Annotated in this window: 13 protein-coding genes; 3 read left to right on the forward strand and 10 right to left on the reverse strand. The window is 62.3% G+C overall.

Going from position 1 to position 15,955, the window contains the following annotated elements:
* Positions 1–3: 3 nt before the first annotated feature.
* Genes ACWIVK_RS03590 through ACWIVK_RS03600 form a run of 3 tightly spaced genes read right to left on the reverse strand, consistent with a single transcriptional unit; the run spans position 4 to position 2,487 of the window.
* Complete coding sequence (locus ACWIVK_RS03590) at positions 4–963, reverse strand: ABC transporter ATP-binding protein (RefSeq protein ID WP_448575188.1); 960 nt, start codon at positions 961–963, stop codon at positions 4–6.
* On the reverse strand, positions 960–2,069 hold the full coding sequence (locus ACWIVK_RS03595; RefSeq protein ID WP_448575189.1) for an alkaline phosphatase family protein: 1,110 nt from the start codon (positions 2,067–2,069) through the stop codon (positions 960–962). The genes ACWIVK_RS03590 and ACWIVK_RS03595 overlap by 4 nt, the downstream gene beginning before the upstream one ends.
* A gap of 7 nt (positions 2,070–2,076) precedes the next feature.
* The gene (locus ACWIVK_RS03600) at positions 2,077–2,487 is read right to left on the reverse strand and encodes a DUF420 domain-containing protein (protein WP_448575190.1); all 411 of its coding nucleotides are present in this window, start codon (positions 2,485–2,487) and stop codon (positions 2,077–2,079) included.
* A 105-nt stretch (positions 2,488–2,592) separates the two neighbouring features.
* On the opposite strand from ACWIVK_RS03600, the gene ACWIVK_RS03605 reads away from it, so the two are divergent.
* Positions 2,593–3,771: a polyamine ABC transporter substrate-binding protein gene (locus ACWIVK_RS03605; RefSeq protein WP_448575191.1), complete on the forward strand. Its 1,179-nt coding sequence runs from the start codon at positions 2,593–2,595 to the stop codon at positions 3,769–3,771.
* On the opposite strand, the gene pgl is transcribed toward ACWIVK_RS03605, so the two are convergent.
* The 7 genes from pgl to ACWIVK_RS03640 all read right to left on the reverse strand — a co-directional run bounded on the left by pgl (position 3,768) and on the right by ACWIVK_RS03640 (position 13,658).
* Positions 3,768–4,553, reverse strand: a complete 786-nt coding sequence (gene pgl / locus ACWIVK_RS03610; RefSeq protein WP_448575192.1) for a 6-phosphogluconolactonase — start codon at positions 4,551–4,553, stop codon at positions 3,768–3,770. The two genes, ACWIVK_RS03605 and pgl, sit on opposite strands and share 4 nt — an antisense overlap.
* A 12-nt stretch (positions 4,554–4,565) precedes the next feature.
* The gene (locus ACWIVK_RS03615; protein ID WP_448575193.1) at positions 4,566–5,720 is read right to left on the reverse strand and encodes a glucose-6-phosphate dehydrogenase assembly protein OpcA; all 1,155 of its coding nucleotides are present in this window, start codon (positions 5,718–5,720) and stop codon (positions 4,566–4,568) included.
* A 25-nt stretch (positions 5,721–5,745) separates the two neighbouring features.
* Positions 5,746–7,290: a glucose-6-phosphate dehydrogenase gene (gene zwf / locus ACWIVK_RS03620; RefSeq protein ID WP_448575194.1), complete on the reverse strand. Its 1,545-nt coding sequence runs from the start codon at positions 7,288–7,290 to the stop codon at positions 5,746–5,748.
* Positions 7,287–8,237: a phosphogluconate dehydrogenase (NAD(+)-dependent, decarboxylating) gene (gene gnd / locus ACWIVK_RS03625; RefSeq protein WP_448575202.1), complete on the reverse strand. Its 951-nt coding sequence runs from the start codon at positions 8,235–8,237 to the stop codon at positions 7,287–7,289. The genes zwf and gnd overlap by 4 nt, the downstream gene beginning before the upstream one ends.
* Positions 8,234–11,059, reverse strand: coding sequence for a bifunctional transaldolase/phosoglucose isomerase (locus ACWIVK_RS03630; protein ID WP_448575195.1), 2,826 nt, complete (start codon positions 11,057–11,059; stop codon positions 8,234–8,236). Before ACWIVK_RS03630 ends, gnd begins: the two co-directional genes overlap by 4 nt.
* 116 nt (positions 11,060–11,175) lie before the next feature.
* A complete protein-coding gene (locus tag ACWIVK_RS03635) occupies positions 11,176–11,697 on the reverse strand; it encodes a nitroreductase family deazaflavin-dependent oxidoreductase (protein WP_448575196.1) in 522 nt (173 codons plus the stop codon).
* On the reverse strand, positions 11,694–13,658 hold the full coding sequence (locus ACWIVK_RS03640) for an AMP-binding protein (protein WP_448575197.1): 1,965 nt from the start codon (positions 13,656–13,658) through the stop codon (positions 11,694–11,696). The genes ACWIVK_RS03635 and ACWIVK_RS03640 overlap by 4 nt, the downstream gene beginning before the upstream one ends.
* A gap of 260 nt (positions 13,659–13,918) precedes the next feature.
* Between ACWIVK_RS03640 and ACWIVK_RS03645 the strand changes: the two genes are divergently transcribed.
* The gene (locus ACWIVK_RS03645) at positions 13,919–15,367 is read left to right on the forward strand and encodes an ABC transporter substrate-binding protein (protein ID WP_448575198.1); all 1,449 of its coding nucleotides are present in this window, start codon (positions 13,919–13,921) and stop codon (positions 15,365–15,367) included.
* 81 nt (positions 15,368–15,448) lie between these two features.
* Positions 15,449–15,955: carbohydrate ABC transporter permease (locus ACWIVK_RS03650; protein WP_448575200.1), on the forward strand; the 507-nt coding region annotated here is incomplete at its 3' end.

Here is a 15,955-nt window from a genome sequence, read left to right on the forward strand (position 1 = left end):
CGATCACTCCCTCACATCGGTCCCGGTGAGTCGTAAGAAAACGTCTTCGAGCGACTGCTGCCCCACGCGGATTTCGGTGAGGAGGATACCGCGGTCGCGCGCCCAGATCGCGAGCTCGACCAGTGTCTCCAGCGGCTGCGTTGTCGTGAGCACGACGCGTCCGTCGGCTAGTCGTCGTGCTTCGTCGACTGTCCTCAGTCGGGCTAGTTCTGTCAGATCGAGCGGAGTCGTTGCCGCGATCGTCAACGAGTCAGCGTCGTGATGCATGAGTTCGCGCGGCGTTCCCGAGGTGACGAGCTGACCGTGGTCGATGATGGCGACCCGATCCGCCAGTCGCTCAGCCTCCTCTAGAAAATGCGTCGTCAGCAGGATCGTGATACCGCGTGCCTTGAGCGACTCGATGAGCGACCAGGTCAATCGCCGTGCCTGCGGATCCATACCGGTCGTCGGCTCGTCGAGGAAGAGCAGTTCCGGTTGCCCCACGAGAGCCAGCGCAAGTGCCAGACGGCGCTGTTGTCCACCGGAGAGGCGACGATAGCGGACCCGGCTCACCTCCTCCAGCCCGACCAGACGCAAGAGTTCGCGGGGATCGAGCGGGTCCGGGTAAAAAGCTGCGAACAGTTCCAGCAGTTCGCGCGGCGTCGCCGTCGGATAGATGCCTCCACTCTGGAGCATCACGCCGATACGCGGCTTCAATCGATCGCTGTCGCGCCAGGGATCCAGGCCCAGCACGCGCACCCGGCCTGCATCGGGGCGCCGGTAACCTTCCAGAATTTCGATCGTCGTCGTCTTTCCCGCTCCGTTCGGTCCGAGCAGGGCGAAGACCTCACCGCGCCGGATGGCGAAGCTCAATCCATCGACGACGCGACGACCTTCGTACTCCTTGACGAGTCCATCGACGATGACAGCGTATTCGGTGGCTGGTTGCTCGGTACGAGCAGGTGTGGCGCTCGTGTCGATCATGTCCTCTCCTCCGGAACGAGACCGAGAAGGCGAGAGGCGTCCAAGTTCCAGCGGGCGCTCCTCACGTCGACCCCAGCACCCCACATCGGGACTGTCCGCTCGTGCTGGCTCCCGTGCGAGCGGAGACTGACCGGTGTCACGATGTCACTGAACACCCCTGAGGGCGCAAAGACTGTCGCCTCGTCCGCGAGGACGAACAGATCGCCGATGGCATCGAGGGGCAACCGGAAGAGCTGCGCGGCTGTTTCCCGTTCTTCCACAGCGAGAACGCCCGGAAGCCGTGCCAAGACTGTCCGAGCGTGCTTCACCGAACCGGAATGGAGAAAGACGTAACCGGATCCTCCCATGTTCTGGTGATGGACGACATAGCGATCCTTGATCGGCGGAACGAAGGTCGCCCGGATACCGGCAGCGGCCAGCGCAGCAACGAGGTCGACAGCGCGGGTCTTCGCTCGCATGCCATGGTCGGCCGTGATCACGATACGGTAGTCGTGAGCGAGTTCGAGCAGTTCTCCGATCCGCTGGTCGATCCCCCGGACATAAGCGATAGCCTCGCCCGCATCGGGGGGCCAGCGGTGCGTGACGTAATCGGTCGTCGTGCAATAGACCACATCCGGGTGTTCTGTCCGAACGAGATGGAGGAGCGCACGGAGTGTCCAATCGTCGATTCGGTCGGAGTAGATCGGGGGTGGGGTTCCCAGTCTCTGGACGAATTCGCGGGGTGGCTCTTCCGCAGCGACTGCGAAGTGGGCTCCCCGACCAAGAAAACGAAGCAGCTTGCGCTTCGAGGTGAGCAGGGCTGTCTTACCGCCCCGCGCAGCGATGCTCTCCAGCACGGTCGGGCATCGCAGAGCTTCGCTGGACTCGATGAACTCACCACGACCGGTGTTCGGGTCGAAACGAAAATTGCTGGCAATGCCAGTTCGCTCGGGAAACTGGCCCGTGATGATCGCAGCATGGTTCACGTTCGTGACGGTCGGCAAGACTGCCTCGACCAACGCGAATGAGCTGTGATGACGAAGCGCGTCGAGATGAGGTGGCGATGCGATCTCAACGTAACTCGGATCGAAACCATCGAGAATGAGCAGCAGGGAAGGAGTCTTCATGCTTCACCTAAAGTCCGTACAGCATCGCAAAAATGATCCAGCCGGTCACGGCGACGTAGAGCCAAATGGGCAGAGTCAAGCGGGCGATCGCGCGGTGTCGGCTGAACTGTCGGCGGAATGCCCGACCGAGGGTAACCAGGACGAGTGGGCCGAGGATGATGGCGAGAATCGTGTGGGAAATCAAAATGGCGAAGTAGACGAGTCGAACCCAACCCTCTCCCGTATAGAGCTTGGTGCCGAGCAGGAAGTAGCGCAGCACGTAGACGATCAGGAATAATGCGGCAAACACCGTGCCGACCAGCATCGCACGGTGGTGGAACTGAATTCGACGCAGGCGCACCGCGATATAGCCTATGAGCACGCTCACTCCACTGAGCGCGATGAGTGCGGTGTTGACGATCGGTAGCCAGGTTTCCATCGAGTCGGCCCTTTCTCGTTCGACGATGCGACTTTCGCATCGCGTGCATAGCATACCGAACCAGAGGATAGAAACGGTCGGGAAAATTCCGCAGTGGAGGGGAACATGAGCAACGGTCGCGTTTACAGTCGACGAGCGCTGCTCCGGTTGCTCGGGGCACTCGCGATGGGAAGTCCGCTCGCACTGAGCTGCCGAAGCGGTGAACCCGAAAGTGCGGCTCCCCGCTCCTCTCCTGCCGCGGCACCCGTCCCAACAGTGGTTCCATCCTCCGGCTTACAGTTACCAGCCTACGTGGACCGGGCGCGCTTGGAGGGGGAACTGTTTGTCTTCAACTGGGGCGACTACATCGATCCGGATGTCCTAAGCGACTTCGAACGGCTAACCGGTGTCAAGGTGACGATCGATACGTACGACACCAACGAACAGGCGATCGCCAAGCTGCAGCAGGGTGGTATTGCGTACGATATCGTCGTGCCGACCGACTATGCGGTGCAGATTTTGATCGGCCTCGGCCTTCTCGAACCGCTCGACCGCTCCGTCGTGCGCGCGATCGAGCACTTGGATCCCAACAATCTCAACGGCCCTTATGATCCAGGAAACCGTTACAGCGTGCCGTACTTCTGGGGAACGTCCGGTTACGCGTACGACACCGCTGTGCTCGGTCCAGACCTGGACAGTTGGTCAGCACTTTTCGAGCCGGCCGAGGCGGCGCGCGGCAAGATCGTCATGCACGGCTACTACCGCGAGACGATCGCGGCGGCGCTCTTGTGGCTCGGATATCCGCTGAACGAGACGAGCGACGAGGCTCTGCAGCGAGCCCTCGAAGTTCTCAAGGCGCAGAAGCCGTTCGTCCTCACGTACACGAGCGAGAACAACGACGAACTCGTGATCGCTGGCGAAGCAGTGATCGCACATTGCTGGACGGGGCAGGCGATCCTGGCCAAGCGAGAGCGACCAACGATCCGGTACGTCATCCCCAAAGAGGGGTGTGCTGTGTGGCAGGACAACCTGTGCGTCGTGAAGGGAGCGCCGCATCGCTATGCCGCGATGGTGTTCATCGATTATCTCTGTTGGCCGGAAATCGCGGCTCGCAATGCGACCTACGTTGGGTACGCGAGCCCGAACCGGACAGCCCGCGAGCAGGGATTGCTCGACCCGAATCTCGTGAGCGATCCGGCGGTCTATCTCGACGACACGACGTGGAAGCGTTTGCAATGGTTCAAAGATCTCGGTCCTGATTACGTAAAGTACGACCGGATTTGGACGGAACTGCGAGTTGGCTAGCCGCGATCGGCGCTCGGCTGTGAAGAACCGCGACGACCGTAGTGACCGGCTAATTGGCTGGCAGCCGCTCGATCGAGGATCCAGAGCACCTGGCCTTCCGCCTGGCGAAGCAGGTGAGCCGGGAGGCGTTGGGGATCCAGCGGTCCCTCGAGCGCATCCCGCACGGCCGGAGCCTTCTCTTCTCCCGTGACCAGGACCAGGATAGCCCTGGCAGCGCGGAGGAGGGGCGGTGTGAAGGTCAAGCGTGTCGTCTGCAACTGCGGTACCTCGTTGGCGACGACGAGCCGATCCTGTTCCTCGAGCGCCGCCGTTCCCGGGAAGAGCGAGGCGATGTGCCCATCGGCACCCATTCCCAGGAGGATGAGATCGAAGCGCGGAATCGCGGGCGGACCGACTCGGAAGACGCTCCGGATCGTCGCCTCGTACCGGCAAGCAGCTTCGCGAGGATCGAGTTCGGTCAAGATGCGGTGGATGCGCGATGCCGGGGGAGCGAGCTCAGCAAAGAGCGTTTCGGCTGCGAGCCGGTAATTGCTGTCTGGATGATCCGGTGGTACGGGGCGCTCGTCGCTCCAGAACCATTCGACACGTTCCCACTGGACGGCCGTGCGGTACGGAGGCTGGGCGAGCTGCAGGTAGAGCGGGCGAGGTGTTCGTCCACCGGCCAAGGCCAGGCTGGTCCAGCCGCGCTCCTCGATAGCATCCCGAAGGATGCGCACGATCGCGTCTGCGGCCTGCCTGACTGCTTCTTCGGTCGTCTCGGATACCTGTACACGGCACGTCATGCGGTTCCTCACTCAGGTTTTGGCCAGTTTGCGGATCTCAACCGCGAAGCCCGTTGCTTCGTCGAGCGCCTGCTCGTAGAGCCAATCCGGCCCAGTCTCCTGGAGTTCTCCGATGAGGAGTCGCTGCATCTCGAGCAAGTTGTGATGGAACGCGTGTTCCAATAGACAGTGGTTGCGGTCGTGTGCCCGGAGGCGAACCGTGGCACCATTTTGCCCGCTTAGCTCGATCGAAAAGCTCGCGGCGTCCTGGTCATGTTGCGCGACGAACCGAGCCCGAAGCACCTGACCGTGAAACGGTTGCGCACAGTCTTCCGGCAGGATCGTGCACGCGATCGAGCGCTGGCCAGGTGCGCGGCAAGAAAAGGCCCAGCCTTCGCCCTCCGGGAGCACGGTGGTCGAACGCCAACCGAGACGGCTGGCCAGCCAGCCGAGGTAGAGCAAAGCCTGAGTCGGGTTGCGCACGCTGCGCTCTGGCCAGTGCCCGTAGTGCACTTCGACGGTCGTGATCGCCTCGAGGGCCCAGCGGCAGTGCTCGATATCGAACATCCGGGCGGTCGTTTCCTGCCATGGCCCCAGTCGTGCCCAGTTCAGATCGGAAACGGCTGTGGTGCGCGAGACCTGTTGAACGAGCCGACGCGTGGCGATGAGATCCTCCAACGGGTGACGACTTTCCAGGGAATCGAAAATCAGACGATCGACCGCCCGCGTGACCGGAATGAACCGTCGCTCGTGACAGGGAAGCGGTCCCAACCACCAGAGAAATGCTGGGAGGTCAGGTAAGGCGAGCGCCATGAGGACGCTCGGGAGTAGGACGAGATGATCGACCGGCAGGGTGATGGTGATCTGCTCGTAGCATGGTGCGTACCGCTCGGCTAACCCGAGGTTGCACTGGATACTGATCGCTGGTTCGGTCAAGTGTTCGCGCGGGACGGCGACCAGCATCACGACGCGCGACGGGTGGTGCGTCGAGAGTCGCGAGATGATGTCGCGTGCCCACTCTGCTCGTTCCACATCGGGAGCGTGCACGAAAAGGGTCAGGACACTGGTGCGGCTGAGGGCGAGCTCGTTCCGGCGATAGGACAGTGGTGCGGACTGCCAGAGACGAGCGAGCTCGCGCTCGATGGCATCGATATCGAAAGGAAGTGTCGGTGGGGGAACGGTAGACACAGCGCACCTCCGCGCCGGGACACGACTAAGGACGTCGCCAACGGCGACCGTCTCGGGCAATGAACTGCTCAGCTTCGGGCGGTCCCCACGTTCCAGCATCGTAATTGGGAAACTCCGGCGGAGGGGCTTCTGCCCACCCACGGAGGATCTGCGTAATCGGCACCCAGGCGGCCTCCGTCTCGTCCCGCCGCGTGAAGAGCGTGGAATCGCCGAGCATACAGTCGAGCAGGAGCCGCTCGTAGGCGTCCGGTGTCGGTACCAGGAACGAGGTCCCGTAGAGAAACCCCATCGTGACCGTTCGCAAGCGGATCCGTGGACCGGGAACCTTGGCGGCGATGTTCAGTGAGACACCCTCGTCGGGCTGAATGCGGATGATCAGCCAGTTCGGCTCGACGCCTGCGGTGATCATACCCTTGAACAAGGGATGGGGTACTCGCTTGAACTGGATAGCGATTTCGGTCACGCGACGTGGCAGACGCTTCCCAGTGCGCAAGTAGAAGGGAACGTCGGCCCAGCGCCAGTTGTCGATGAAGAGCTTGAGGGCGACATAGGTCTCGGTCAACGAGTTCGGCGCGACCCGCGGCTCTTCGCGGTAGCCTGGTACCGGACGACCGGCGATGAATCCGGGCCCGTATTGCCCCCGCACCGTGAGTTCGTTCACCTCCTCCGGGCGGATCGGCCGAATGGCACGCAGTGCTTTGACCTTCTCGTCGCGGACGGGGTCGGCTTCGAACGCGATCGGTGGTTCCATGGCGACGACGCTCAGAAGCTGGAGCATATGGTTTTGGACCATGTCGCGCAACGCACCAGCCCGGTCGTAGTACCCTCCTCGACCTTCGATGCCGATCGTCTCGGCGACGGTGATCTGCACATGATCGATGTAGTTGCGGTTCCAGATCGGCTCGAAGATGCCGTTGGCGAAGCGGAGCGCCAGAATATTTTGGACTGTCTCCTTGCCGAGATAGTGATCGATTCGGTAGATCTGATCCTCGCGGAAGTACCGCAGGAGATGCTCGTTGAGCGCGATCGCACTCTCCAAATCGTGTCCGAAAGGCTTCTCGACGATCAGCCGAACCCAGCTTTCCGGTCGGTTCGGGCGAGAGAGGCCATTTTCCCCGAGCAGTTGCGTGATCGTCTCGTAGGCGTCAGGGGGGGTCGCCAGATAGTAGATCCGGTTACCAACTGTTCCCCGATCGCGATCGATCCGCTCCAGCAGCTCACCGAGCTTGGGGTAGGCCGATGCGTCGTGGAAGTCGGCCGCGAAATAGAAGAGACCTTGGGCGAAGGTTTCCCAAACATCCGGATCGATCGGCTGCCGACGCGAGAAGCGCTCGACGGCAGCGCGCATCTCCTGCCGGAACTCCTCGTCCGTGTACGGTCGGCGGGCATAGCCGACGACCGAGAAGCCCGGTGGGAGCAGCCCGTCATAAGCCAGGTTATACAGTGCTGGGATGAGCTTGCGATGGGTGAGGTCGCCCGATGCCCCGAAGATGACCATGATACACGGGTCCGGCAATCGCTCGAAGCGGAGACCTTCGCGGAGCGGATTCTGCGCTGTCGTGATGGTCATGGACTCGCTCCAGACGACTCGTGCTCAGCTGCTTTGACAGCGTGTCCACCGAACTCGCGACGGAGGGCTGCGACGACCTTTGCGGCGAAAGAATCTTCCTGACGCGAGCGGAAGCGCATTTGGAGCGAGAGAGTGATCACTGGTGCAGGCACGTCCTCTTCGATCGCGGTCAGAACGGTCCAGCGTCCCTCGCCGGAGTCTTCGACGTAACCGCGGATCGTGGCGAGCGACGGGTCTCGGCGGAAGGCCCGCTCGCTCAGTTCCAATAGCCAGGAGCGGATGACACTGCCGCGATTCCACAGTGCTGCCAGTTCGGCGAGATCGTACCGATAGGGGGATCGTTCGAGGATCTCGAAGCCCTCGGCATAGGCCTGCATGAGACCATACTCGATTCCGTTGTGTACCATCTTGGCGAAATGACCGGCTCCGGCGGGTCCGAGATACCGGTAGCCGTCCTCGGGAGCCAGCGTGACGAGCGCCGGCTCGAGGTGACGAAAGGCGGACTCGTCACCGCCGATCATGAGACAGTACCCGTACTCGAGTCCCCAGATTCCCCCACTCGTTCCGATGTCCAGGAACCGGATACCGCGCTCCTGCAGTGCTGCTGCGCGCCGAACCGAGTCTTTCCAATAGGTGTTTCCACCATCGACGAGGATATCCCCGGGTTGCAAAAGGCCAGCGAAGTGCCAGAGCATCTGTTCAGTGGGGTCGCCGGCGGGCAGCATCAGCCAGACGACGCGTGGCGGTGTCAGCGCTCGAACGACGTCTTCTGGCGTGTAGACACCGATCGCTCCCTCCTGCTCCAAGACAGCGATCGGCTCGGGGCTTCGATTGTAGGCCACCACCCGGTGGCCGCCGCGGAGCAAGCGGCGGGCCATGTTGCTACCCATTCGACCGAGTCCCACGATGGCGAGTTCCATCGCTCGCTCCTCTGTCTTGCATCTCAGTGCACCGTCACGACGAGCGCTTGCTCGAGTTGCTCCAACGCTTTCAGTGCATCGTCCCGCACGGTGATCTGGAGAACCGGCCGTCCCCGACTCACCAGTTCTTCGTAGTCGCCGTATGCCTGAGCCAGGAACATGGTGCGAAAACTGTAGCGCTGGCCTGGCACGGGGAGATCGTTCGCCGGTTCGCTCACGAGTTGGATGAAAGCACCGGTGTTCGGACCACCCTTGAAGAGCTGACCGGTCGAATGGAGATAGCGCGGTCCGATTCCGAGGACGGTCGGGATGCGGAGGCGTTCAGCCAGGAGTTGACGGATGGCATGGAGCCGCTCGAGGGCATCGGGTGTCGGGTCGATGAAAGCGAGAAGGCCGAGGTAGCCGGCCGGCGGCAGACGACCGATGAGATCGGTGAGCGCACTGCGCAGGTCGCTGGCTTCGGTGCCTCCGACCACGAGCGAGCCCTCACTGAATGCGGCCGGTGGCCGGACGAGTTCACCGGTTTGCTGATAATGAGCGAGCAACCGTGCGGTTCGATCCTTGGCTGCCTGGACATCCGGCTCGTCGAAGGGGTCGATGCCGAGGACTTTCCCGGCAACAGCGATGGCGAACTCCCACCGCAACATCTCGGCACCGAGTTCCCAGAGGTTCCAGAATCGCGTGCGGACGACGGGATGACCGAGCGTCTCGATCGCCTTGAGCAGGGCTTCCGTCGGAGTGTGCGGCTGCAAGGCCAGATCCAAGGTCACGAAGACGCGGTCGTTGCTGTACTGCTCGGGAGCGAGGTGGGGTTCATGAATAACTGGGATGAGCCCAGTCGCTTGCTTGCCGGTACTCTCCGCGATCAGCTGTTCCAACCAATCAGCCAACGGGGCGACGGCTGGTTCGAGCACGAACGTGACCTTGTCGCGCCCGAGCTGCGCCAGTGTGCCGAGGGTGGCTCCGAGCCAGAGGCCAGGATTCTCCGGTGTGGAGCGGCGGAGGCGCTCTGCCATAGCCGGAACGGGATCCAGCAGTGCTGCGAGAGGCAAACCGATCGCCGCTGCTGGCACGAGGCCGAAGAAGGACAGTGCACTATAACGACCACCGATGTCCGGTGGGTTGAGGAAGATGCGCCAGGCTTGCCGGCTGCGTGCCCAGTCCTCGAGCGGTGTACCGGGATCGGTGATGACGACCAGATGCTGGCCGGCACGCTCGCCCAATTCGCGCTCGAACTCGGCGAACCAATAGGCAGCCAGGCTCACCGTCTCCAGCGTCGTTCCCGACTTGGAACTGACCAGGAGGAGCGTACGGGCGAGGTCGAGGCGTTCGCGATGCCGGCGAATGGTGTCAGGATTGGTCGTGTCGAGAACGAGGAGCTCGGGGTGCTCGGCATCGTGGCCGAACACACGCTGGAACACCTCGGGCGCGAGACTACTGCCACCCATGCCGAGCAAAAGCAGATGCGTGTAGCGGCGTTCGCGGATCTCTTGCCGAAAACTCTCCAACTCTTGGAGGTGTCGTCGCATTTGGTCAGCGATGGAGAGCCAGCCGAGCCGCTGGCTGATCGTCCGCTGCCGTTTCGCATCGTCGGTCCAGACACTGGCGTCGCGTTGCCAGATCCTTTCCACCGTATCCGCTGCGAGGAGTGCGTCGATCGTCCGCTCGATATCCGATCCGTAGCGAGCGAGTTCGCTGCCCAGGCGTTCGCTCGTCGTGATGATGCTGCGTCGCCGCTCAGCGATGCGACGCAAGACGCTTTCGTACGATGCTTGGAACAACTCCACTCCCTCGCGTTGGAGCCTCTGCGTGATCTCTTGGTAGGAGATTCCCAATTCCTCGAGGGTGGCCAGAATGCGTTCAGCTTCGTCCAGGCCTTCCTCGACCGTGTTGGCTCGCGGTCTACCGTGGTCGCGATAGGCCTCGACGGTCACCGGAGCCATCGTCTGGATGGTATAGGGGCCGATCAGATGCTCGACATACATCACGTCGGAGTAGGCCGGATTCTTGGTGGAGGTGCTGGCCCACAGGATCCGTTGGATCTGCGCACCGCGTTCGCGGAAGCGGGCGAATCGCTCTCCTTGCAGGAACACTCGTTTGAAGCGCTGGTAAGCCAGCTTGGCATTGGCGATCGCAGCCTTGCCCTTCAAGGACTCGATGCGTGCCCGCTCTTCGGTATCCGTCACCCTCGCGAGCAAGGCGTCCAACTGCTGGTCGACCGCGGTGTCGACGCGAGAGACGAAGAAGCTGGCTACTGACGCGATGCGGTCGACTGCTTGCCCGGCTGCGAGACGGCGCTCGATTCCGCGCAGGTACGCCTCCATCACGCGCTCGTAGGTATCGAGTGCGAAGAGCAGGGTCACATTGACGTTGACACCATCGGCGATCAACTGCTCGATGGCGGGAATGCCAGCCGGTGTCCCCGGCACCTTGATCATCGCGTTGGGACGGTCGATCTTGGCAAAGAGTCGTCGGGCTTCCGCGATGGTTCGCTCGGTATCGTCAGCGAGCGCCGGTGGTAACTCCAGCGAAACGAAGCCGTCCTGACCCTGGGAAGCCTCGTAGACGAGCCACAACAGGTCACAGGCTTTCTGTACGTCGTGGACAGCGAGTTCCTCGAAGATCGCCTCATCGGAGAGTCCGCGTGCGGCCAGTTCGCCGATTTCCTCATCATACTCTTCGGTGCTCGCGATCGCCTTATCGAAGATCGTGGGATTGGACGTCACACCGCTCAGCCCATCGTCTTCGATCAGTCGAGCCAACTCGCCGGAGGTAATCAAGGAACGGCTCAAATAATCGAGCCAGAAACTCTGACCGAAGAGAGCGAGTTGTCGAAGCGGGTTCGTCATCCTGCTACCCTCCTAACTATCCGGAGGCTGCCGGATAGCCGAACCGGTCGCCGGGTTGGGGAACCGGACCGGCACTCAATCATAGCGCAGCCGCGCAGTCACTCTCACCGACCGAGCTATGAACAAGGTATCTGGCTGTGTGGTCGAAGTTCGACGACCGGTAGTTCTTCTGCGTGGGCGAGAGCGAAAGCGATCTCGGCGTCGTAGTCGAAGATGTGCAAAACGCGAAGCAGAGGGCGGACGGCCAGCGGGGGGCCGCAGCGTCGGGAGTACTCGGCCATCCGTGCCATCAAGGCACGTCGCTCGGCCGGATCGAGCACCACTCGGGCCGTGGCACGCCAACACTGGTGACCGGCGCGCACGATCACCTCCGGGTGCGCGAGCAGGTTACGGTACCAGTCGGCGCGTACGCCCGCGAAGCCGGCGAAGACGATGAAACGGTCATCCAAGCGCATCGCGCTGACTGCCGTGCGCCGAGGCAAGCCGGTCTTGCGGCCGATGGTGGTGAGGAGGATCACGCACCGCCAGGCGAGGAGACTCGCCAGCGGTCCGCGATACAGGTAGACCGGCAACTTGAAAGCGAGGCGAAGGAGACCGCGTGGCCGATGTCGAACGAGCGTCGGTGGGCGTTCGCTCACGGATGTTTCCCTTCCGTTGTCTCCTCGACACCGGCGGCTCGTCCGAGCGCCGCGATCTCGGCGACTGCCGCCGGATTCTCGAGCGCGGAAACGTCTCCCGTATCTTGGCCGAGATAAGCAGCGCGGATCACCCGACGCATGATCTTGGCATTGCGTGTTCGAGGCAGGTCGCGCACGATGTACACCCGCTGGGGCCGAAGCGGTTTGCCGAGCTGTTGAGCGATGAGATCGCTGATCTCCTCAGCGAGTCGTTCCGACGGTTGGATACCGCTTCGAGTCACACAGAAGAGGACTAACGCTTCCCCCTTCACCGGATCGGGGATACCGATCGCTGCTGCTTCTTGAATGGCTGGGTGCGAGACGGCGATCGATTCCACTTCCGCCGGTCCCAGACGCTTTCCCGCGATTTTCAGCGTGTCGTCCGATCGTCCGAGGATGAACCAAAAGCCATCGTCGATGAGTGCCCAGTCGCCATGGACCCAAAGGTGAGGCCAGCGCGACCAGTACGTAGCGAGATAGCGCTCCGGATCGCGCCAGAAGCCGCGCGTCATACCGACCCACGGTTGCCGAATGACGAGTTCTCCGACGCGCCCGCGCACTGGTCGGCCATTCTCGTCAACGACGTCGGCAGCCATTCCGGGGACTGGCCCCGTGAAGGAACACGGGGCTTGCGGCTCGATAGTGGTGCAGGCGAGGATACCACCACCGATCTCCGTCCCACCGGTGTAATTGATGATGGGACGTTGGCGGTTCCCTACGGTTTCGAAGAGCCACCACCAGGGAGACGGATTCCAGGGCTCACCGGTCGACCCAAAGGCGCGCAGACTCGAGAGATCGTGCTGTGCAGTCGGTGCAGCACCGCGGGCCATGAGTGCGCGAACGACCGTCGGTGTGAGGCCGAGCACCGTGGTGCGGTGAGTCGCGACGAGGCGCCACAGTCGGTCCGGTACTGGCCAATCAGGAGTGCCCTCGTACAAGACGATGGTCGCACCGAGGAGCAGTGTCCCTTGAATGAGCCAGGGGCCCATCATCCAGCCAATGTCGGTCAGCCAAAAGACGCGATCGAACGGTTGGACATCGAAGCAGAAGGCGAGGTCATGGGCTGCTTTGAGAGGAAAACCAGCCTGGACGTGAACGGTTCCCTTCGGTCGTCCGGTGGTGCCGGAAGTATAGATGAGCATGAAGGGGGCGTTGGCTGGAGTAGCTGTGGCGGGGAGCGCCTCGGAGGAGTTGTCTGCCAGGTCGTCCCACCATCGATCGCGGTTCGGTGTCCAGGAAACAGGAGTGCCGCTGCGCCGCACCACGACGACATGCTGGATCGTGGGACACTCAGCGACGGCGCGATCGGCGATCTCTTTGAGATGCACGAGTTGACCTCGACGCGGGAAAGCATCAGCGGTGATCAAAACCGTCGCCTCGGCGTCGCGCAAGCGGGTCGCGACCGCCTCGGAACCGAAGCCGGAGAAGACCGGAACGACGATCGCGCCGAGCCAGCCCAGCGCCAGCGTGGCCAAAGCAGTTTCGGGGATCATCGGGAGGAAGAGGCCGACGCGGTCGCCCGGTCGAACTCCCAGGGCGGACAAACCGGCGGCGAGTCGGGGCACGGCGGTCGCGATGTCGCGGAAAGTGAGCACGACTGCGCAGCCGTCATCGCCTTCCCAGATGAGAGCGGGACGGCTCTCGGTTCCCCACCGGCCCAGTGTGTCGGCGACATAGTTGTAGACAGCGTCAGGGAAGAAGGTCGCCCAGGGTAGACCATGCGAAAGGTCGAGAATCTGAGTGGGCGGCCTGAGCCAGCGGATATCCAGAGCGCGCAGCGCAGCGTCCCAGTACCAGGCTGGGTCGTTGGCAGCATGCTGGCGGAGCTCGTCTACGGAGCGGAACCCAAGCTGCGCGAGAAAACGCTGCAGCCGGCTGCGGCTGAACTCTGCTGCGGTCGGTTCCCAAGCGGGCACGGGCATAGCAGAGCCTCCCCTGTGCGCGACCTGCTCATGCATCGTAGCGTACTGGACCGGCGATGACGAGTGGAGGCTCTTTCGAGGAACCCTCTTGACAGGCATACTGCTGATCGCGTAGCCTCTCGGCAGAGCTGCTGGGATGCGAGGTCGAATCGGTTGTCTTCTCCGAGCGTCCGGAATATCGGACAACGGATGAAACGACGAACGACCGAGCGTACGGCAGCGCGGGTGGGTTACTGGTGAAGCGAGGAGGAGGTCCAGGGATGACTGGTGAACCACGTGGCTACCGGGTCGGATCGAAGCTCACGCGGCGGGGGCTGCTCCGGGGGTTGGCGGTCGGTGCTGCGGTGCCTGCAGTGAGCGCGTTACTGGCGGCCTGTGCGCAGCAGGCCACGCCGACACCGGCACCGCAACCGACTCCGACGGCTGCTCCAGCGGCACAACCCACCCCGACGCCAGCGGCAGCTGCGACCCCGACGCTAGCCGCGCCGCCGACACCGACTCCGGTCGTGTTGAAGGGGACGAAGTTGAACATCCTCTTCGGCACCCTCTTCGTTCCCGAGACCCAGGATCTCATGAAGCAACAGCTCCAGGAGTTCGGGAAGGAAACCGGTGTCGAGGCGACGATCGACTTCATCAACTGGCCGGATCTCCAGCCCAAGATCAGCGCGGCTGTCCAAGCAGGTGCTGGACCGGACATCGTCGGGATGTTCGATACTTGGCCGTCCCTGTATAAGGACGCACTGGTGGATGTCGCCGACATCGTCGAAAAGCGGATCAAAGGTGAGGGTGACTACTTCGATTGGGTCAAGAAGACCGTCATGGTCGGCGATCAGTGGCTGAGTATTCCGATCGGCTCTCCGACGAGCGCACAAGTGTTCCGGAAGAGCCTCCTGGAAAAGGCTGGCTGGCCAGACCCGAACAATCCGCCGGACACTTGGGAAGACCTCTTCAAGATCGGCGTGGAATTCAAGAAGTTGGGTATGCCGCTCGGACAGGCGTTCGGTCACTCGACCGGTGACCCGCCGTCCTTCGCCTATGCCTACATGTGGGCCTACGGGGCAATGGAGGTCGAAGCGGACGGGAAGACAGTCGCCTTCAACAAGCCGCAGTTCGTCGAGGGGATGAAGCTCTTGCTGAGCTATTGGAAGCAAGCGTTCGACGAAACTGGATTGTCCTGGGACGATGCGACCAACAACCGGGCTTTCCTAGCCGGACAGATCGGCTGGACCTTCAACGGGAGCAGCATCTACATCGCGGCCAAGAAACAGGCGCCGGACATCGCGGAGGACATCATCCACCATATCTATCCGAAGGGACCAGCCGGCCGCTTCAACAATTTGGGGAGTTGGTCGGTCGGAATCCTCAAGTACTCGAAGAACGTTGCGGGCGCCAAGGCGTTCCTCGAGTGGTGGACGGCGCCCGAGCAGTTCCGCAAGTGGCTGGAGATCCAGCAGGGATACCAGGTGGCGCCGACTCAGTACTACTTGAACGACCCGTACTACAAGGCTGACCCGAAGCTCGTGCCCTATGTGGAAGCAGCCAAGTACGGTCGCAACAAAGGCTACGCTGGGTTGGGCAACGAGAAAGCAGCCGAGGCGTTCGCGCGGTATGTCGTGGTCGATACGTTCGCCCGCGCGATCCAATCCGGCAATGCCGAGGAAGCGATCCAGTGGGGCGCCAGCGAATTGGAGAAGATCTATAGCCGATGAGCGAGTCCAGGCTGGGGCAGTCGGCCGACTGCTCCAGCCTGACTGATGCACCGACACCGTCACGAGGATCGGAGTAATCCCATGACGACTGCGCCAGCCAGGACCGCTGTCCAGGCACTCCCGTTGACGATGCGGGAGCGAGTGCGCCAGTGGCTCGACAGCGAGCCGGTTCTCGCCTACCTGTTCATGTCGCCCGGCTGGCTGATCTTGCTCCTGTTCATGAGTTATCCGTTCTTCCTCGGAATCTGGATCTCACTGACCGACCGGATGGTCGGATTTCCGGGTGGCGAATTCGTCGGGTTGCGGAATTATCGGGAGCTTCTGCACGATAGCGTCTTCCGGTTGACGGTGATCAACACTTTCATTTATGGATTCGTGACGGTACCATTCAAGTTGTTGCTCGGTCTGCTGCTGGCGCTCCTCTTGAACCAGGTGTTTCCGTTGCGAAACGTGTTGCGCGCGGCTCTCCTGCTTCCGTGGATCGTACCGACTGCGCTCTCCAGCCTGGCCTGGTTGATGCTCTACGATGCGGTGCTGAGTCCTTTTTCGTGGATGCTGAAGAACTGGGGACTCATCGAATCGAACATC

Source organism: Thermomicrobium sp., from assembly GCF_053493975.1.

What these genes read in the sequence shown, in the direction of transcription:
- ACWIVK_RS03590 (WP_448575188.1), bottom strand. Translation starts at nt 963, where the DNA reads ATGATCGACACGAGCGCCACACCTGCTCGTACCGAGCAACCAGCCACC.
- ACWIVK_RS03595 (WP_448575189.1), bottom strand. Translation starts at nt 2,069, where the DNA reads ATGAAGACTCCTTCCCTGCTGCTCATTCTCGATGGTTTCGATCCGAGT.
- ACWIVK_RS03600 (WP_448575190.1), bottom strand. Translation starts at nt 2,487, where the DNA reads ATGGAAACCTGGCTACCGATCGTCAACACCGCACTCATCGCGCTCAGT.
- ACWIVK_RS03605 (WP_448575191.1), top strand. Translation starts at nt 2,593, where the DNA reads ATGAGCAACGGTCGCGTTTACAGTCGACGAGCGCTGCTCCGGTTGCTC.
- pgl (WP_448575192.1), bottom strand. Translation starts at nt 4,553, where the DNA reads ATGACGTGCCGTGTACAGGTATCCGAGACGACCGAAGAAGCAGTCAGG.
- zwf (WP_448575194.1), bottom strand. Translation starts at nt 7,290, where the DNA reads ATGACCATCACGACAGCGCAGAATCCGCTCCGCGAAGGTCTCCGCTTC.
- ACWIVK_RS03630 (WP_448575195.1), bottom strand. Translation starts at nt 11,059, where the DNA reads ATGACGAACCCGCTTCGACAACTCGCTCTCTTCGGTCAGAGTTTCTGG.
- ACWIVK_RS03640 (WP_448575197.1), bottom strand. Translation starts at nt 13,658, where the DNA reads ATGCCCGTGCCCGCTTGGGAACCGACCGCAGCAGAGTTCAGCCGCAGC.
- ACWIVK_RS03645 (WP_448575198.1), top strand. Translation starts at nt 13,919, where the DNA reads ATGACTGGTGAACCACGTGGCTACCGGGTCGGATCGAAGCTCACGCGG.